We start from the raw sequence: 17,490 nt of genomic DNA on the forward strand, positions 1-17,490 counted from the left end.
GCGGCGAGCCTAACATGGCGCCGTCAGCCGTGCGAGGAAAAAGCCGTCGCAGCGGTCGTGCGCCGGCGTAAGCAGGAACCCCCTGCCCGCAGCGCGCCCGATGCCCGCGGGCAGATAGCCACCGTCGGCTGTCCAGCCGGGATGCCGGTCGAGAAATTCGTCCACCTGGGCCCGCCCCTCGCGCGCGATGATCGAGCAGACAGCATAAAGAAGTTTGCCCCCCGGCGCCACAAGTTCGGCGCCGAGCGCGATCAGTTTCGCCTGGTCGGTCAGATGACGGTCGAGCCGCGAGGGGGTGAGGCGCCAGCGCAATTCAGGGCTGCGGCGCCATGTACCGCTGCCCGAACAGGGTGCATCGACGAAGACGCGGTCGGCCCGGCCGCGCCAGTCGGCGAGCACGTCGATCTCCTTGCCCGGGTCGAGCAGCCGCGTTTCGATCCGCGTCGCCCCCGCGCGCTCGGCGCGCGGGGCAAGCTGGCGCAGCCGCGCGCGATTGGTGTCGCAGGCAAGGATATCGGCCGCGTCGCCGGTACAGGAAGCAATGGCGAGCGTCTTGCCGCCGCCCCCCGCGCACAGGTCAACGATCCGCATCCCCGCCGCGGCATCGAGCGCCGCCGCGGCATATTGGCTGGCGGCGTCCTGCACCTCGAACAGCCCTTCGCCATAGGCGGGATGCTGCGCGGCGGCGGTTTCGGGGGGCAGGCGCCAGCCGTCGGGCGCGCCCACGATCGACTCGCCCTGAGGAAAGAGTTTGGCCAGCCCGTCGCGCGTCGCCTTGAGGCGATTGACCCGCAGGTCGAGCGCGGCGCGTTCGAGCATCGCTCCGCCTTCCCCTGCGCCGACGAGCGGATCGAACAGGTCGATCAGCGCCGGCGCCGCCAGACCGGTTTCGGCGCGCGGCTCCGCATCGGCGATCGGTTGGGGGCCATAGGGCGAGCCGTCGAACAGCACCGCAAGGTCGGGATCGCTGTCGGCAAGCGCCAGCATCGCGGCACGCCCCGATGGCGGCGCCGAACGCACCGCGCGGATCGCGTCGTAAACGAGGGCGCGGATCGCGCGGCGGTCCTTCGATCCCGCATAGCGCCGCGCGCGCATCGCCTCGGCAATCAGGGCGTCGGCGGGCGGGCCGCCGTCGCGCGCCGATGCCGCGATGGCGTCGAGAATCTCGATCGCGGTCTGGAGGCGGGCTGCGGGAGTCATGGCGTCAACCTTCCCTCGTCATTGCAACCCGGCGAAAGTCGGGGAAAGCAATCTCCAGCTGGCGGTATGGTATGACGGTGGCCGGAGATTGCTTCGTCGCCACGCTCCTCGCAATGACGACCTCTCAGCCTGCCGGATAGTTGGGCGCCTCGCGGGTGATCGAAACATCGTGGACATGGCTTTCGCGAAGGCCGGCGTTGGTGATGCGCACGAATTTCGCGCGCTCACGCAGATCCTTGAGGGTGCGGCTGCCGGTATAGCCCATCGCGGCCTTCACCCCGCCGACGAGCTGGTGGATCACATCCTTCGCGGGACCCTTGAACGGCACCTGACCCTCGATGCCTTCGGGGACCAGCTTCATCTGGTCCTTGATATCCTGCTGGAAATAGCGGTCGGCCGAACCGCGCGCCATCGCACCGACGCTGCCCATGCCACGATAGCTCTTGTAGGTGCGCCCCTGGTAGAGGAACGTCTCGCCCGGCGCCTCGGCCGTGCCGGCGAGCAGCGATCCGACCATCACGCTCGACGCCCCCGCCGCCAGCGCCTTGGCGATGTCGCCCGAGGTTCGCAGGCCACCGTCGGCGATGATCGGAACATTATGCTTCGCCGCTTCCTCGACACTGTCGAGGATCGCGGTCAATTGCGGCACGCCGACGCCGGCGACGATCCGCGTCGTGCAGATCGAGCCCGGGCCGATGCCGACCTTGACCCCATCGGCGCCGGCGTCGATCAGCGCGCGGGTCGCGTCGCCGGTCGCGACATTGCCCGCAAGAATCTGCACCCGGTTCGACAGTTTCTTGATCTTCTCGACCGTCGCGCCGACCATGCGGCTGTGGCCGTGCGCCGTGTCGACGACGATCAGGTCGCATTCGGCGTCGATCAGCGCCGCGGCGCGCTCGACCCCCGAATCGCCGGTGTTGGTGGCCGCCGCGACGCGCAGCCGGCCAGCGGCATCCTTGGTCGCGTCGGGGAAGGTCACCGCCTTTTCCATGTCCTTGACGGTGATCAGCCCGATGCAGCGATAGTCGCCATCGACGACGAGCAGTTTTTCTATGCGGCGCTGGTGAAGCAACTTGCGTGCTTCCTCCTGGCTGACGCCCGGACGCACGGTGGCGAGGTTGTCGGCGGTCATCAGTTCGCGCACCGGCTGGCCGGGGTTGTCGGCGAAGCGCACGTCGCGGTGGGTCAGGATGCCGACGAGCTTGCCGCCCGGTTCGACCACCGGAATGCCCGAGATGCGGTGCTGTTCCATCAGCGCGATCGCATAGGACAGCGGCGCGTCGGGGGTGATGGTGATCGGGTTGACGATCATCCCGCTTTCATAGCGCTTGACCTGGCGGACGGCCGCCGCCTGTTCCTCGACCGTCAGGTTGCGGTGGAGCACGCCGATGCCGCCGATCTGCGCCATCAGGATCGCCATGTCGGCTTCGGTCACCGTGTCCATCGCCGAGGAGAGGATCGGGATGTTGAGCCCGATGTCGCGGGTGAGCCGGGTCGAGAGATTGGCTTCGGACGGCAACATGTCCGAGGGGCCGGGGACCAGCAACACGTCGTCGAAGGTCAGGCCGGTGATGATTTCCATGGGTTGCCACTTTCTGGTGCGGGCGGCGTCTGCCCCCCGGGCCGGGAAGCGGCGCGCGCGATTCGTTCGGTGGCGGCCCATGTAACCAGTCGGGCCGATCCGCGCCAGTGGGGGGCGCACGAATATTTCAAGGGCGCGTCGAATGCGCGGACGGCGCGCCGCACCGGCGCGGGCTTGCGGGGCTTTCGCGGCGCGGCTAGGCGGGTCGGCGTGATCGACGCTGGCTCCCCCGCTCCTTCCCGTTCTCCCTCGTCCTCCGCGCTCGCTCCGTTCCGGTTTCCCGCCTTCCGCGCGATCTGGATCGCCAACCTCGCGTCGAACATGGGGTCGATGATCCAGTCGGTCGCCGCCGCCTGGCTGATGACCGAGCTGACGCCGTCGCATCAGTTCGTCGCGCTGGTGCAGGCGAGCGCGTCGATCCCGATCATGCTGCTCGGCATCTTCGCGGGCGCGATCGCCGACAATTTCGACCGCCGCCGCGTGATGCTCGCGGCGCAGAGCGCGATGCTGATCGTCTCGGCGGCGCTGACCGTGACGACATGGATCGGTGCGATGAGCCCGGTGCTGCTGCTGTGCTTCACCCTCGCGGTCGGCTGCGGCACCGCGCTCAACGCGCCGGCGTGGCAGGCCTCGGTCCGGCTTCAGGTCGGGCACGAGCATCTGCCGCAGGCGATCGCGCTCAACACCATCGCCTTCAACCTCGCGCGCAGTGTCGGGCCGGCGCTCGGCGGCCTGCTGATCTCGCTGACCGGCCCCGCCCCCGCCTTCGCGCTCAACGCGCTCAGCTATGTCGCGCTGATCCTGGTGCTGCTGCGCTGGCGCCCGACCATCACCCCGCCCAAGCGCACGCCGATCCTCGCCGCGATCGCCACCGGCATGCGCTTCTGCGCGCAGTCGGACCCGCTGCGCCGCATATTGGCGCGCGGACTCGTCTTCGGGCTGGGCGCGGCGAGTTTCCAGGCGCTGCTGCCGTCGCTGGTGCGCGACCGGCTGCACGGGACGGAGATCGTCTATGGCCTGTGCCTCGCCGCCTTCGGCGCGGGGTCGATCTGCGCCGCGCTGGGGATCGGCGCGATGCGGCGGCGCTGGGGCAGCGAGACGGTGGTCGGCGCCTCGGCGCTGATCTTCGCCGCCGCACTGATCCCGGTCGCGGTCACACGCAGCCTGCCGCTCATCCTCCTCGCCTCGTTCGTCACGGGGGCGATGTGGGTATCGACGCTGACGACGCTCAACGTCGCGATGCAGCTTCGCTCGCCCGAATCGATCCTCGGGCGCTGCCTGTCGATCTATCAGGCGGTGACGTTCGGCGGGATGGCGCTGGGCGCCTATCTGCTCGGGCTGGTCGCCGACCTGTGGTCGCTGCCGGTGGCGCTGTTCGCCGCGGCGGCATGGCTTGCGCTGTCGGCTCCGGCGCTGCGCATCTTCGCGCCGATGCCGGGGCGCGACGAGGGACGGGTGCTGCCTTGAGGCAGGGAGCCATTCAGGGCACCGAACCCTTATCTTCCCGTTCGTGTCGAGCGAAGTCGAGACACCCCTCCGCGTAGCGCAAGATCGATGGGTGTCTCGACTTCGCTAGACACGAACGGAATGGAGATGGTGTCGACTTACGCAAACCGCCGCAGCGGCGCCTCCCTACCCCTGCGCGGCCTTCCAGTCGCGCTTGATCTTCTTGGCGAGGCTCCATTTGTGGACCTCGGTCGGGCCGTCGTAGATGCGGAAGGCACGGACCTCGCGGAACACCTGCTCGACGATCGTCTTGTCGGTGACGCCGGTGCCGCCCATCACCTGGACGCAACGGTCAGCGATGCGCATCAGCGCCTCCGACACCGCGACCTTCGCCATCGAGCTTTCGGTCGTGCCGAGCGAGCCGGTGTCGAGCACCTCGGCGCACCAGGCGATCATCAGTTCGGCCTGCGTGAGGTCGATCAGATTCTCGGCGAGCATGAAGCCGACCCCCTCATGCTCGATCAGCGGCTTGCCGAACGCCATGCGGCGGTTGGCATAGTCGCTCGCGATCTCGTGCGCGCGCTGGCAGGCGCCGTGCCAGCGCATGCAGTGCGACAGGCGCGCCGGCGACAGGCGAACCTGCGCATATTTGAACCCCTCGCCCGCCTCGCCCAGCATCTGGTCGGCGGGAACGCGCAGATTGTCGATCGTCACCGTCGCGTGGCCGCCGGGCATCGAGCTGTCGATCGTGTTCGGCACATGGTCGATGCGGATCGCCGGGTCGGGCAGATCGACGAGGAACATGCACGCGCCGCCGCCCTGCGCGACACCTTCCGCCTTTGCCATCACGATGCCGACCTTCGCGCCGTCGGCGCCGGTGATGAACGCCTTGCGGCCGTTGATCACCCAATGATTGCCGTCCATCCGGCAGGTCGTCTTCATCATCGAGGGATCGGACCCCGCGCCGCCCTCGTCGGCCGGTTCGGTCATGAAGAAGGCCGAGCGCGCGCGGCCTTCGACCAGCGGTTTCAGGAAGCGTTCCTTGAGTTCGGGACTGCCGACCTTGCCGAGCAGATACATGTTGCCTTCGTCGGGAGCGCCGGTGTTGCACGCCAGCGGGCCGAGCGGCGACAGGCCGGTCTTTTGCAGCACCCACGCCGTCTCGACCTGCGTCAGATGGTCGCCGTCGGCCAGGATATGCGGCGTGAGCACGCCCGCGGCGCGCGCCTTTTCCTTGAGTTCCGCGACCAGTTCGTCGGTCGGCGCACCGTGATGATCGCGCCGCGCGTCGCTTTCATAGGGGGCGACGACGTCGCGAACGAACGCCTCCACCCGCTCACCGATCTCCCGCGCCCGTTCCGATACGCCCATCACCTGCTCTCCTGATCGAATCCTGCGCTGCCCATGCGCGATCGGGCCCGGCATGGCAATCGGTCGCGGGGCCCATATGGCTAGACGGTGTTGACATGGGATTGACCCGCTTCGTCATTGCGACCCCGGACCTGATCCGGGGTCCATGGTCTGCTCTCGAATGAAAGGCGGCACAAAAGGGAAGGTCCGGCCATGGATGCTGAAACGAGTTCAGCATGACGAACGGATGAGGCAGCGCGCCGAGACCCGAATCCCCACGGGCCATAGCATAGCAATTTTTACCGCCCGAGGTCGGTCGCGCCTATCGTATCTGCCGCTTCTCCAGCTTCCGGGCGAGCGTGCGGCGGTGCATGCCGAGCCGCCGCGCGGTTTCGGAGATGTTGAAGCCGGTCTCGACGAGCGTCTGGTGGATATGCTCCCACTCGACGGTCTTGATCGACGACGGACGCGCGTCGAGCGGCGCGTCGACATTGCCCTCCGCACGGTCGAACGCCGCCTCGATGTCGTCGGTGTTCGACGGCTTGGCAAGATAGTAGGAGGCGCCGAGCTTGATCGCCTCGACCGCGGTGGCGATGCTCGCGAAGCCGGTGAGCACGACGATCCGCATCGCCGCGTCCGACGCGCGCAGCGTCTGCACGCAGGCGAGGCCGGACGCGTTGCCGAGCTTGAGGTCGACGACGGCATAGCCCGGGCGAAAGCGTCCGAGCAGATCGGCCAGTTCATCCGGATCGTGCGCGACCTCGACCCGGTAACCGCGCCGTTCGAACGAGCGCCGGAGCGTGCGCGCAAAGGGCTCGTCGTCCTCGACGATCACCAGCATTCTCTGATCGGCCATCATGGCTCTCCTTCGGGGGGCGCGAGCGCGGACAGCGGCAGGAAGATGCGCACCCGCGCACCGCCCGCCGCGCGGCTCGTCACGCTGGCGCCGCCGCCCAGCTTGCGCACGACATTGACAAGCAGGAACAGCCCGAGCCCGCCGCCCGGCCTGCCCTTGGTCGAGCGATAGGGCTGTCCGAAATGTTCGAGCATTTCGTCGCTGAAGCCGGGGCCGCGGTCGACGATCTCGATCACCGCCATGTCGCCGTCGCGCGACGCGGTGATGCCGATCCAGTCGGACGACACCTCGGCGGCGTTGTCGACGACATTGCCGATGACCTGGCGCAAGGCGGGGTCGGACACGATCGCGACGTCGGCGCCGAACAGGTCGTTGAACGCGACCGTCCCAGGCATGCGCGCGGCGCGCGAATCCTCGACGATCTCGGTCAGGAAACGGCGCATCGTCGTGAGCTGCGGCGCCTCGCCGCGCGCCTCGCCCGCCGACATCAATATGCCGCCGACGATCGTCTTGCAGCGCTGGACCGCCGCATCCATGTCGGCGAGGTCCTCCTGCAATTCGGCATCGGCCGCGAAGCGCGGCGCCCCTTTCCAGTCGCCGATCAGCACCGACAGCGTCGACAACGGCGTCCCGAGTTCGTGCGCGGCGCCCGAGGCGAGCAGTCCCATGCGGACGATATGATCCTCTTCGGCCGCCCGCTGGCGCGCGGCGGCGAGCGCCGCGTCGCGGTCGCGCAGGTTGCGGCTGATCCGCGTGACGAAGGCGACGAGCAGCACCGCGATCAGCACGAAGCAGACGAAGCTGCCCTTGAGATAGAGGCCGAGCGGATCGCCGGCATAGCGCGGCGGCAGCACCAGCGGCGTCGGCCCGATGCGCAGCGCCGCGAGCGCGGCGAGCGTCGCGGCGACGATGGCCCATGACGAGCGCGGCGTGAGCAGGATGGCGCCGATCACGACCTGGAGCAGAAACAGCGAGGCGAACGGGTTGGCGAGGCCACCGCTGTGATGAAGCTGCCACGCCAGCGCCGCGACGTCGAACAGCAGCGCGGCGGTCAGCTCGCCATTGGTCACGGCGCCGCCGCGATGCAGCCGCACGCGGCTCGCCACGTTGATCGAGGCGAGCAGCACGATGGTGGCAAGCAGCGGGACGAGCGGCAGGGTGATGCCCATCAGGCCGGTCGCGATCGCGATCGTCGCAAGCTGTCCCCCGACCGCGAGCCAGCGGAGCTGGATCAGCAGCGTCAGGTTGCGGCGCCCGGCGTCGGCCTCGGGCAGCGCCAGCGATGGGTCGGGCATGGCGGTCATCAGGCCTCTTTATAGGGCCGCCACAACCGCCACGCAAAATAGAGGCTGATGAACGCGAGGCCGAACCAGGTCAGCGCATAGACCAGATGGTTGTCGGCGAATTTCACCACCGTCAGCCCGCCGACCGGATAGCCGCCAACGTTGGGTGCCGCGTCGGCGTCGAGGAAATAGGGCGCGACGCGCCCCAGCCCCCGCGCCTGCGCGATCGCGGCGACATCGCGCGAATACCAGCGGTTCGCGGCGGGATCGTTCGATCGCAGGAAGGCGCCGCCCGGCTCGGTGACGCGCAGCAGGCCGGTCACGGTGACGGGGCCGGCGGGATTCCCCGCGGCGCGCGCCCGCGGATCGCGCTTGCCCGGCGGCACGAAGCCGCGGTTGACGAGCAGGGTGAAGTCCGGCGTTTCGAACGGGGTGAGCACCCAATAGCCGCCGCCGCGCGCCGTCACCGCCTGCACCAGCGTCTCGCGGTCGTGGCGAAAGGTACCGCGCGCGCGGATGCGGCGATAGGCGTCGGTGTCGGCGCGGATCGCGGGCCACGCCGCCGGCCCCGGTGCGGCGACGGGATCGGTCTGGAGGCGCGTCTCGACCGCGGCGATCAGCGCATGCTTCCAGACGCGCCGTTCGAGCTGCCACACGCCGAGCGCGAGCAGGCAGGCGGTCACGAGCAGCGCCGCCGCGGCGAGGACCGCGCGGCGGGTCGCTGTCACGGAAGCTGGCTCATGTCGTGCGGCATCGGCATCATGTTGGTGTTGAGGTGATGCATCACCCACAGCGACCCCGCCAGCGCGATGGCGAGGATGATGATCGTGAACACGAGCGAGGTCAGCGACCAGCCGCCCTCCGCCTTCGGCGTCATGTGCAGGAAATAGACCATGTGGACGATGATCTGCGCGACCGCGAAGACCATGATGATCGCCGCGGTCGCGCCGGCCTCCAGCGGCCGCGTCATCACCAGCCAGAAGGGGATGGCGGTGAGCACCACCGACAGCAGGAAGCCGATCGCATAGTCGCGCATCGACGCGTGCGGCATCTCGATCTCGGCGTGCCCGCCGGCGGCTTGCTCGCCATGGGGGTCGGGGGTCATCGCAGCACTCCCAGCAGGTAGACGATCGTGAAGACGCCGATCCAGATGACGTCGAGGAAATGCCAGAACATCGACAGGCACATGACGCGGCGGCGGTTGGCGGCGATCAGCCCGTGGCGGCCGAGCTGGACCATCAGCGTGACCAGCCAGACGATGCCGAAGGTGACGTGCAGACCGTGCGTGCCGACCAGCGTGAAGAAGCTCGACAGGAAGGCGCTGCGCTGCGGCGTCGCGCCGATCTCGATCAGGTGATGGAACTCGTAAAGCTCGATCCCCAGGAAGGCGGCGCCGAACAGCGCGGTCACCGCCAGCCAGAGCTGCGTCCCCCGCACGCGCCCCTGCTGCATCTGGAGCACGGCAAAGCCGTAGGTGATCGACGAGAAGAGCAACATCGCGGTGTTGAGCGCGACGAGCGGCAGGTCGAACAGATCCTTCGGCGCCGGCCCCGCGGCATAGCTGCCGCCGAGCACCGCATAGCAGGCGAAGAGGATCGAGAAGATGAGGCAGTCGCTCATCAGGTAGATCCAGAAGCCCAGCATCGTGCTATGCCCCTCGGGATGCGCATGCTCCTCGAGCTGGTAGAAGGACACCGGCTCGGCGGCGGCGGACGGCGTGGGATGGCTCATGCGATCAGGCTCCGGCCGCCGCGAGCTGGCGGGTGCGCGCCTCTTCCACCTCGGCCACGGTCGCGGCGGGGATGTCGCAGTCGCGCTTGTAGTTGAAGCTGTGGGTGATCGCACCGCCGATCAGCCCGGCGAAGCTCAGCCCCGCGAGCCACCAGATGTGCCAGACCAGCGCGAAGCCCATCACCAGGCTGATCGCCGCCAGGATGATCCCGGCGCCGGTGTTGCCCGGCATGTGGATCGCCCGGAAACCCGCGACCGGCCGCTGGTGCCCGCGCCGCTTCATGTCGTGCCACGCATCGAGGTCGTGGATCAGCGGCGTGAAGGCGAAATTATAGTCGGGCGGCGGCGAGCTCGTCGCCCATTCGAGGGTGCGGCCGTCCCATGGGTCGCCGCTTTCGTCGCGCAGATCGTGGCGCCGCCAGATGCTGACCCCGAACTGGATGAGCATCGCGACGATCCCCATCGCGATCAGCGCGGCGCCCACCCCGGCGACGACGAACCAGATCTGCAGGCTCGGGTCGTCGAACACGCGCATCCGCCGCGTCACCCCCATCAGGCCGAGGATATAGAGCGGCATGAAGGCGACCCAGAAACCGACGACCCAGCACCAGAAGCTGACCTTGCCCCAGAACACGTCGAGCTTGAAGCCGAGCGCCTTGGGCCACCAGTAGTTGATCGCCGCGAACACGCCGAACACGACGCCGCCGATGATGACGTTATGGAAATGCGCGATCAGGAACAGCGAGTTGTGCAGCACGAAGTCGGCAGGCGGCACCGCGAGCAGCACCCCGGTCATGCCGCCGATCACGAAGGTCAGCATGAAGGCGACCGTCCACATCATCGGCAGTTCAAAGCGGATGCGGCCGCGATACATGGTGAACAGCCAGTTGAACAGCTTTGCCCCCGTCGGGATCGAGATCACCATCGTCGTGATGCCGAAGAAGCTGTTGACGCTGGCGCCCGACCCCATGGTGAAGAAATGGTGCAGCCAGACGAGATACGACAGGATGGTGATGCACACGGTCGCATAGACCATCGACGTGTAGCCGAAGAGCTTCTTGCCGGAGAAGGTCGCGGTGACTTCGGAATAGACGCCGAACAGCGGCAGGATCAGGATATAGACCTCCGGGTGGCCCCAAATCCAGATGAGGTTCACGTACATCATCGGCGAGCCGCCGAAATCGTTGGTGAAGAAATTGGTGCCGACGTAGCGGTCGAGGCTGAGCAGCGCGAGCGTCGCGGTCAGCACCGGGAAGGTCGCGACGATCAGGATGTTCGTGCACAGGCTGGTCCAGGTGAAGATCGGCATCTTCATCATCCGCATCCCCGGCGCGCGCAGCTTGAGGATGGTGACGATCAGGTTGATCCCCGACAGGGTCGTCCCGACCCCGGCGATCTGGAGCGACCAGATATAATAATCGACCCCGACGTTGGGACTGTAGGCCAGCCCCGACAGCGGCGGATAGGCGAGCCAGCCGGTCTGCGCGAACTCGCCGATGAACAGCGAGACCATGCACAATACCGCGCCCGCGGTCGTCATCCAGAAGCTGAAATTGTTGAGGAAGGGAAAGGAGACGTCGCGCGCGCCGATCTGGAGCGGGACGATATAGTTCATCAGCCCGGTGATGAAGGGCATCGCGACGAAGAAGATCATGATCACGCCGTGCGCGGTGAAGATCTGGTCGTAATGGTGCGCGGGCAGATAGCCCTCCGACCCACCGAAGGCCATCGCCTGCTGAAGCCGCATCATCACCGCATCGGCGAAGCCGCGCAGGAACATGATCAGGCCCAGGATCATGTACATGATCCCGATCCGCTTGTGATCGACGGTCGTGAACCACTCGGTCCACAGATAGCCCCAGAGGCGATAGCGGGTGATGAGCCCGAGCAGCACGAGGCCGCCGACGGCGACGCCGAGAAAAGTGAAGATCAGGATCGGTTCGTGCAGCGGAATCGCGTCGAGCGACAGGCGGCCGAAGATCGGATCGGTGGCGGGAGGGGAAGAGGGGGTCATGGCGATCTCGGTCAGGACATCGGGCGGGTGGCGGGAGCATTGAGCGCGGTGCGCCCCGGACCGTCGCCGGGAACGGGCAGCCCCTCGCCCTTCAGCCGTTCGGGATTCACCGGCGTGGCATCGGGCCGCTCGCCGCGCATCAGCGGCGAACTGCACAGCGCCGCGACATAGCGCAGGCTCCAGCGCGCGATGTCGGTGCTGCCGCGCGCGGCGAACTTGTCATAGGCAATGTCGCGGACGTTGTGGATGCCGGCGATCCCCGCCCCGCCCTTCGCGTCGATCGACATCATGTCGTGCATGCACATCTTGCCGGGTTCGACGCACATGTTGACCACCGCGTCGAAAAGCTGCGTCTCGACCGCGGCGAACCGGCGCACCGGTTCCTTTTCGCTCGGCCGTTCGAGCCGCAGATAGGTCAGCCGGTCGAGCGTCCCGCCCTCCGAAGCCTTGGTCTGCGCCACCCACCGGTCGAAGGCCGCGGGCGGCAGGCTTTTCACCGCGAAGCGCATGTTGGAAAAGCCGGCGCCCGAGTAATTGGCCGAAAAGCCGGTGAAATTGCCGGTTTCGTTGAAGACTCCGTGCAGCTTGGTCTCCATTCCCGGCATCGCATAGATCTGCCCCGCGAGCGCCGGGACATAGAAGCTGTTCATCACCGAAGAGGCCGAGATGCGAAACCGCAGCGGGCGATGCGCGGGCACCGCGAGTTCGTTGACCGTCGCGACGCCCTGTTCGGGATAGATGAACAGCCATTTCCAGTCGAGCGCGACGACCTGGACGTCGAGCGGCTGCACCTCTGCCGCCACCGCCTGTCCCGGCCCGGTGCGCGCGAGCGGACGATAGGGATCGAGCAGGTGCGTCGCGACCCAGGTGATCGCGCCGAGGCAGATGATGATCAGCAGCGGCGCCGACCAGATCACCAGTTCGAGCTGGGTCGAATGGTCCCAATCGGGCTTGTAGGTCGCTTCCTTGTTGCTAGCGCGATAGCGCCACGCGAAGAAGATGGTCAGCAACATCACCGGAACGATGATCAGCAGCATCAGCCCGGTCGAGATCAGGATCAGGTCGCCCTGCTGTTTCGCGACGTCGCCGGCCGGATCGAGCACGACCAGGCCGCATCCGGCGAGCAGGGGCAGCGCGGCGAGCGGCAGCAACCGCTTCCACGCGGCCGAACGAGGGAGATGACTGGGCATGACGCGCGCCTAGGCCTCCTTTGTTGCACAGCCCATAGGACATTTTGTCCAATCCCGCGAGCGGCGACGATCGCGCAGGGGCGATTTCATAACGGGCGCTTTTGCCCTATGATCGACTCGCGCCGCGCCAGCGACGCCCAGAAGCAGGACGTCTGCCATGTCTGCCGAAAACGCGCCTTCCACCACCCAGGCCGAACGCGATGCGCGCGCGCTTTACGATGTTGGCCATCGCATCTCTCCCGGCGAAATCGCCATCGGAGTGATCATAGGCCGGACGTCGGAGTTTTTCGACTTTTTCGTCTACGCGATCGCGTCGGTGCTGGTGTTCCCGAAGCTGGTCTTTCCGCATCTCGACCCGGTCGACGGCACGCTGTGGTCGTTCGCGATCTTCTCGCTCGCCTTTTTCGCGCGGCCGGTCGGGACCGTCCTCTTCACCTGGATCGACCGCACCTATGGCCGCGGCGCCAAGCTGACCAACGCGCTGTTCCTGCTCGGCGGATCGACCGCCGCGATCGCCTTCCTGCCCGGTTACGCAACGATCGGCATCGGGTCGGCGCTGCTGCTCGCGCTGTTCCGCATGGGTCAGGGTGTCGCGCTCGGCGGATCGTGGGACGGGCTCGCCTCGCTGCTCGCGATCAACGCGCCGGAGGGCAAGCGCGGCTGGTACGCGATGATCCCGCAGCTCGGCGCGCCGCTCGGCCTGATCGTTGCCAGCCTGCTGTTCATGTTCCTGATCGCGGCGCTGCCCGCGCAGGATTTCCTCGACTGGGGCTGGCGTTATCCCTTCTTCGTCGCCTTCGCGATCAACGTCGTGGCGCTGTTCGCGCGGCTGCGCATCGTCGTCACCCCCGAATATGCCGCGCTGTTCGAGGACAAGGAACTCGAACCCGCGCCGCTGACCGAGACGCTGCGGTCGGAATGGAAGGTGATCGCGGTGGGCGCTTTCGCGCCGCTGTGCAGCTTCGCGCTCTTTCACATGGTGACGGTGTTTCCGCTGTCGTGGGTGTTCCTGTTCACCGAGGAAACGCCCGCGCGCTTCCTGGCGATCGAGGCGATCGCGGCGGTGGTCGGCGTGTTCGCGATCATCGCCTCGGGCTATCTCGCCGACCGGGTCGGGCGGCGCACCGTGCTGGGCGTCACCGCCGCCGCGATCGCGGCGTTCAGCGGCTTCGCACCGCAACTGCTGGGCGCCGGAGAGATGGGCGAGGCGGTGTTCATGATCCTCGGCTTCCTGCTCCTCGGGCTGGCTTTCGGCCAGTCTTCGGGCGCGCTGTCGTCGAACTTCGACCAGCGCCACCGCTATACCGGATCGGCCTTCACCTCCGACCTCGCCTGGCTGTTCGGCGCCGGCTTCGCGCCGCTGGTCGCGCTGTGGCTGTCGAGCGTATTCGGCCTGATCGCGGCGGGCGCCTATCTGTTGTCGGGTGCGATCGGCACGCTCGTCGCGCTGTGGCTGAACCGCGAACTGGCGCAAACCATCGGCTGAGACGCGGGCGGGTCAGCCGAGCGGCAATTCGGTCGTCGACTTGATTTCCGATAGCGCGACGGTCGAGTTCATTTCCTGCACCCCCGGCAGCTTGCTGAGCTGGTCGAAGAAGAAGCGCTCATAGGCGTCGATGTCCTTCGCGACGACGCGCAGCATGAAGTCCATCGACCCCATCAGCACATAGGCGTCGAGCACTTCCGGAAAGGACCGGATCGCCGCGCTGAATTCGTCGAGGTTGGCGCGGCCGTGCGCGTTGAGCTTCACCTGCGCGAAAACATGCGCGTTGAGCCCGACCCGGCGCCGGTCGACGATCGCGACGCGCTTGCGGATGAAGCCGTCGCGTTCGAGCCGGTCGATGCGGCGCCAGCAGGGCGACACCGACAGCCCGACGCGCTCGGCGATCTCGGCCGTCGTCTGGTTGGCATCGCGCTGCAATTCGCGGAGGATTTTTATCTCGAATGGGTCAAGGTCGGTCATTTATTCCTCATAAACAGATTTATCCGGCAATAATATCCCATAATCGTACCAGCGCCCTTGAAAAGCGAGCAAGATTGTTCGCCTCGCGGATGCGATGATCGGGCATCATTTCGAGGAGCAAGATGATGGTTGCCCGCCCTGCCCGCCTGACGCCCCCGGTCGAATGCGTTCGCCTGTACGATGCCGAAGCGCAGCTCGACGGCGTGATCGCCATCCATTCGACCGCGCTCGGGCCGGGTGCCGGAGGCTGCCGCTTCTGGAGCTATCCCGACGCCGACAGCGCACTCGCCGACGCGCTGCGCCTCGCCGAGGGGATGAGCTACAAGAATGCGCTCGCCGATCTGCCCTTCGGCGGCGCCAAGGCGGTGCTACGGAAACCCGCGGGCGATTACGACCGCGCGGCGCTGTTCCGCGCCTTCGGCCGCGTGGTCGAGGGACTGGGCGGGCTCTATGTCACCGCCGAGGATGTCGGGACCACGGTCGCCGACATGCAGGAGATCGCGGGCGTGACGCGCCATGTCGCGGGGCTGCCGCCCGCGAAGGGACGCGCCGGTGGCGATCCGTCGCCATGGACCGCGCGCGGCGTGTTCGAATCGATGCAGGCGGCGGCGGGCTTCGCGCTGGGGCGCGACCTGGCCGGGCTGACCGTCGCGGTGCAGGGCACCGGCCATGTCGGCGCCGAGCTCTGTCGCCACCTGGCCGATGCGGGCGCGAAGCTGGTCATCGCCGATCCCGACCCGGTGCGGCGCGACCGGCTGCGCGCGATCCTCGATGCGCAAGTGGTCGGGGTCGACGAGATCGCGACGGTCGAGGCCGACGTCTTCGCGCCCTGCGCGCTCGGCGGCGCGCTGGCCCGCGACACGGTCGCGGCGCTCAAGGCGCGGCTGGTGTGCGGCGCCGCGAACAATCAGCTGGCGACGCCCGATGTCGCGGACCTGCTGCACGAACGCGGCGTCGCCTATGTTCCCGACTATGTCGCCAATGCGGGCGGGATCATCAGCGTGTCGGCCGAATATCTGGGCGAAGGCCCGGCCGAGGTCGCCGAACGCGTCGCCGCCATCGCCCCGCGCGTCGCGGCGCTGCTCGAACGCGCGGCGCGCGAGGCGCGTTCGCCCGCGCTCGTCGCCGACGAAATGGCCGAAGAGGTGATCGCCGACGCGCAGCGGCGGGCGGCGGCCTGAATGCACCGCTTTCGGATCGAGGCGCTCGCCGACCCGCAGTCGCTGCCGCGCGTCGCCGGTTTCTTCGCGCAGCGCGCGATCGTGCCGACCAGCCTGTCGGCCTCGCTCGATCGCGGCTGGATGCGGATCGAGGTGGCGGTGGCGAACCTTGCCGCGCAGCAGGCGGCGATCCTCGCCGCCAAGCTGGGCGAGACGGCGGCGATCGCGGCGGTGGAACTGGAGGATTCGGGCGGCGCGATGCCGGCGATTCCGGTCGGCGCGCCGGCGTCGGTCGCCGTTTAACGGTCGGGTGCGTCAGGCCGGACGCGCGGCCTTGCCCTCCCGGCCCAGCTGGCGCCAGCTGATCGCCAGCAGCACGAGCGCGGCGACCGCATAGCGCGCGTAGAAGAGCTGCGCCGCCCAGCCGGGCAGCATCTCTGCGATCGCCAGCCGGTGATAGCCCGGCGGGAGCAGCGCCAGATAGCAGAGCCCGATCGCGACGGCTTCGCCCCACCCCTCGCCGGCCTCGATGCGGGCGAGCGACACGCGGCAGAGCTGGACGAACAGCGGAAACAGCAGGACATAGGTGTGTCCCCACCCCAGCGGCGCGACGAGGCAGGCGATGGCGGTCGCCCAGCTCGCGACGGTCAGGGCCGGCGCGCCGGTTCTCCGCACCCGCAGCATGATCGCCGTCATCGCCCCCAGCATCGCCAGGACGACACCGCCGCGCAGCCAGCCCGGCAGCGGCGCGGTCTGGTAGGACAGAGAATAGACTTCGAGCGGAAGATCGAGCCGCGTGACGATGGCGGCGATCGACTGGTTGTCGATATGGACGATCGCGCGGCCCGACATGGCAGGAAGCTGGGTCTGGAAATAGTCCAGATAGAGGGCGGGCGGCACCTTGACGAGCGCCACGAGCGGAATGCCGACGGCGGCGATGGCGAACCCGGTCAGCATCGGGCGCCACTGCGGCCGGCAGAAAAGCCAGAACAGCATCAGAACCGGATAAATCTTGATCCAGCAGCCGGCGGCGATCAGCGCGCCGGCCAGCTTCGGCCAGCCGCGGCTGTCGAGCCAGACCGCCGCGACGCACAGGAACAGGATGATCGTGCCGACCTGTCCCTGCCGAACGGCGAGCATCGCGCCGGTCGAGGTGGCCAGCGCCACGATCACGAGCGCCGCGAGCCAATCGCGCCGCAGGCCCAGCGCCTCGCGCGTCAGGCTCAGCCACATCAGGCAGGACAGCACGCCGCATCCGACGATCACGGCGCTGGCGATCGCAAAGCCCTGTTCGACCGACCCGAGGAGCAGCGGCAGGAACAGCAGGGCGGCGGGCGGCGGATACAGATAGCCCTGCAGGCTCTCCCGCGCGTCGGGCGCATACAGGGTCGCGGGATCGGCGAGCAGCCGCCGCACGCTGTCGTAGAAAATCCGGTAATCGCTGCCGACATGCCCGTGCAGGCTCATCGCTTCGACGCCGTGAAGCAGCAGCAGAAGCGGCAGAAGCGCGGCGAGCGCCCATCGCAATCGAAGCGAAGAACGGGAATCGCTGGAAACCATGGTCCTGACGCTCCTGGGCTGCATTCCCGTAACCGATTGGCGCCAGTTCCTAGGCGACAAGTCTTGCGATATCCTTGATCGCCCTTCGCGCGCGGCGCGATCACGCGCTCTGGTCCCGGCGCCGAAAATCGCTATCAAGCGGCGCAACGCGGATT

At 67.9% G+C, this 17,490-nt stretch carries 16 protein-coding genes; 4 read left to right on the forward strand and 12 right to left on the reverse strand.

The features are described 5' to 3' along the window. Positions 1–9 precede the first annotated feature (9 nt). Together AC2S9W_RS17605 and guaB are read right to left on the reverse strand one after the other, a co-directional pair. The gene (locus tag AC2S9W_RS17605) at positions 10–1,200 is read right to left on the reverse strand and encodes an RsmB/NOP family class I SAM-dependent RNA methyltransferase (protein ID WP_486571356.1); all 1,191 of its coding nucleotides are present in this window, start codon (positions 1,198–1,200) and stop codon (positions 10–12) included. A gap of 124 nt (positions 1,201–1,324) precedes the next feature. Then, complete coding sequence (gene guaB / locus AC2S9W_RS17610; RefSeq protein ID WP_424537991.1) at positions 1,325–2,782, reverse strand: IMP dehydrogenase; 1,458 nt, start codon at positions 2,780–2,782, stop codon at positions 1,325–1,327. Between the two features lie 69 nt (positions 2,783–2,851). Between guaB and AC2S9W_RS17615 the strand changes: the two genes are divergently transcribed. After that, positions 2,852–4,249, forward strand: coding sequence for an MFS transporter (locus tag AC2S9W_RS17615; RefSeq protein ID WP_234002444.1), 1,398 nt, complete (start codon positions 2,852–2,854; stop codon positions 4,247–4,249). Positions 4,250–4,414: 165 nt separating this feature from the next. Here AC2S9W_RS17615 and AC2S9W_RS17620 read toward each other — a convergent pair whose 3' ends face one another. From AC2S9W_RS17620 to cyoA, 8 genes are all read right to left on the reverse strand, one after another. Beyond that, entirely contained in the window at positions 4,415–5,599 is a 1,185-nt protein-coding gene (locus AC2S9W_RS17620) for an acyl-CoA dehydrogenase family protein (RefSeq protein WP_486572101.1), read from the reverse strand. 301 nt (positions 5,600–5,900) lie between these two features. Continuing rightward, positions 5,901–6,434, reverse strand: a complete 534-nt coding sequence (locus tag AC2S9W_RS17625) for a response regulator transcription factor (RefSeq protein ID WP_104959766.1) — start codon at positions 6,432–6,434, stop codon at positions 5,901–5,903. Further along, positions 6,434–7,738 (reverse strand): ATP-binding protein, encoded by a 1,305-nt coding sequence (locus AC2S9W_RS17630; protein WP_486571357.1) that lies wholly within the window; start codon positions 7,736–7,738, stop codon positions 6,434–6,436. The genes AC2S9W_RS17625 and AC2S9W_RS17630 overlap by 1 nt, the downstream gene beginning before the upstream one ends. Then, positions 7,738–8,445 (reverse strand): SURF1 family protein, encoded by a 708-nt coding sequence (locus AC2S9W_RS17635; protein ID WP_486571358.1) that lies wholly within the window; start codon positions 8,443–8,445, stop codon positions 7,738–7,740. The genes AC2S9W_RS17630 and AC2S9W_RS17635 overlap by 1 nt, the downstream gene beginning before the upstream one ends. Continuing rightward, on the reverse strand, positions 8,442–8,822 hold the full coding sequence (cyoD, locus tag AC2S9W_RS17640; protein ID WP_104959768.1) for a cytochrome o ubiquinol oxidase subunit IV: 381 nt from the start codon (positions 8,820–8,822) through the stop codon (positions 8,442–8,444). The genes AC2S9W_RS17635 and cyoD overlap by 4 nt, the downstream gene beginning before the upstream one ends. Further along, the gene (gene cyoC, locus AC2S9W_RS17645; RefSeq protein ID WP_067184969.1) at positions 8,819–9,448 is read right to left on the reverse strand and encodes a cytochrome o ubiquinol oxidase subunit III; all 630 of its coding nucleotides are present in this window, start codon (positions 9,446–9,448) and stop codon (positions 8,819–8,821) included. The genes cyoD and cyoC overlap by 4 nt, the downstream gene beginning before the upstream one ends. Positions 9,449–9,452: 4 nt before the next feature. Further along, the gene (gene cyoB, locus AC2S9W_RS17650; protein ID WP_486571359.1) at positions 9,453–11,462 is read right to left on the reverse strand and encodes a cytochrome o ubiquinol oxidase subunit I; all 2,010 of its coding nucleotides are present in this window, start codon (positions 11,460–11,462) and stop codon (positions 9,453–9,455) included. A gap of 11 nt (positions 11,463–11,473) precedes the next feature. Next, a complete protein-coding gene (gene cyoA / locus AC2S9W_RS17655; RefSeq protein ID WP_286749873.1) occupies positions 11,474–12,652 on the reverse strand; it encodes a ubiquinol oxidase subunit II in 1,179 nt (392 codons plus the stop codon). 157 nt (positions 12,653–12,809) lie between these two features. Between cyoA and AC2S9W_RS17660 the strand changes: the two genes are divergently transcribed. Then, positions 12,810–14,138, forward strand: coding sequence for an MFS transporter (locus AC2S9W_RS17660; RefSeq protein WP_076076145.1), 1,329 nt, complete (start codon positions 12,810–12,812; stop codon positions 14,136–14,138). 12 nt (positions 14,139–14,150) lie between these two features. On the opposite strand, the gene AC2S9W_RS17665 is transcribed toward AC2S9W_RS17660, so the two are convergent. Further along, on the reverse strand, positions 14,151–14,615 hold the full coding sequence (locus AC2S9W_RS17665) for an Lrp/AsnC family transcriptional regulator (RefSeq protein ID WP_486571360.1): 465 nt from the start codon (positions 14,613–14,615) through the stop codon (positions 14,151–14,153). Positions 14,616–14,740: 125 nt separating this feature from the next. On the opposite strand from AC2S9W_RS17665, the gene AC2S9W_RS17670 reads away from it, so the two are divergent. Together AC2S9W_RS17670 and AC2S9W_RS17675 are read left to right on the forward strand one after the other, a co-directional pair. Next, entirely contained in the window at positions 14,741–15,796 is a 1,056-nt protein-coding gene (locus tag AC2S9W_RS17670; RefSeq protein ID WP_076077995.1) for a Leu/Phe/Val dehydrogenase, read from the forward strand. Beyond that, complete coding sequence (locus AC2S9W_RS17675) at positions 15,797–16,078, forward strand: hypothetical protein (protein ID WP_067107624.1); 282 nt, start codon at positions 15,797–15,799, stop codon at positions 16,076–16,078. Between the two features lie 12 nt (positions 16,079–16,090). On the opposite strand, the gene AC2S9W_RS17680 is transcribed toward AC2S9W_RS17675, so the two are convergent. Next, the gene (locus AC2S9W_RS17680; protein ID WP_486571361.1) at positions 16,091–17,335 is read right to left on the reverse strand and encodes a glycosyltransferase family 87 protein; all 1,245 of its coding nucleotides are present in this window, start codon (positions 17,333–17,335) and stop codon (positions 16,091–16,093) included. Between the last annotated feature and the right edge of the window lie 155 nt (positions 17,336–17,490).

This window comes from Sphingopyxis sp. 550B (assembly GCF_057401805.1).

What these genes read in the sequence shown, in the direction of transcription:
- AC2S9W_RS17605 (WP_486571356.1), bottom strand. Translation starts at nt 1,200, where the DNA reads ATGACTCCCGCAGCCCGCCTCCAGACCGCGATCGAGATTCTCGACGCC.
- guaB (WP_424537991.1), bottom strand. Translation starts at nt 2,782, where the DNA reads ATGGAAATCATCACCGGCCTGACCTTCGACGACGTGTTGCTGGTCCCC.
- AC2S9W_RS17620 (WP_486572101.1), bottom strand. Translation starts at nt 5,599, where the DNA reads ATGGGCGTATCGGAACGGGCGCGGGAGATCGGTGAGCGGGTGGAGGCG.
- AC2S9W_RS17625 (WP_104959766.1), bottom strand. Translation starts at nt 6,434, where the DNA reads ATGGCCGATCAGAGAATGCTGGTGATCGTCGAGGACGACGAGCCCTTT.
- AC2S9W_RS17630 (WP_486571357.1), bottom strand. Translation starts at nt 7,738, where the DNA reads ATGACCGCCATGCCCGACCCATCGCTGGCGCTGCCCGAGGCCGACGCC.
- cyoD (WP_104959768.1), bottom strand. Translation starts at nt 8,822, where the DNA reads ATGACCCCCGACCCCCATGGCGAGCAAGCCGCCGGCGGGCACGCCGAG.
- cyoC (WP_067184969.1), bottom strand. Translation starts at nt 9,448, where the DNA reads ATGAGCCATCCCACGCCGTCCGCCGCCGCCGAGCCGGTGTCCTTCTAC.
- cyoB (WP_486571359.1), bottom strand. Translation starts at nt 11,462, where the DNA reads ATGACCCCCTCTTCCCCTCCCGCCACCGATCCGATCTTCGGCCGCCTG.
- cyoA (WP_286749873.1), bottom strand. Translation starts at nt 12,652, where the DNA reads ATGCCCAGTCATCTCCCTCGTTCGGCCGCGTGGAAGCGGTTGCTGCCG.
- AC2S9W_RS17660 (WP_076076145.1), top strand. Translation starts at nt 12,810, where the DNA reads ATGTCTGCCGAAAACGCGCCTTCCACCACCCAGGCCGAACGCGATGCG.
- AC2S9W_RS17665 (WP_486571360.1), bottom strand. Translation starts at nt 14,615, where the DNA reads ATGACCGACCTTGACCCATTCGAGATAAAAATCCTCCGCGAATTGCAG.
- AC2S9W_RS17670 (WP_076077995.1), top strand. Translation starts at nt 14,741, where the DNA reads ATGGTTGCCCGCCCTGCCCGCCTGACGCCCCCGGTCGAATGCGTTCGC.
- AC2S9W_RS17675 (WP_067107624.1), top strand. Translation starts at nt 15,797, where the DNA reads ATGCACCGCTTTCGGATCGAGGCGCTCGCCGACCCGCAGTCGCTGCCG.
- AC2S9W_RS17680 (WP_486571361.1), bottom strand. Translation starts at nt 17,335, where the DNA reads ATGGTTTCCAGCGATTCCCGTTCTTCGCTTCGATTGCGATGGGCGCTC.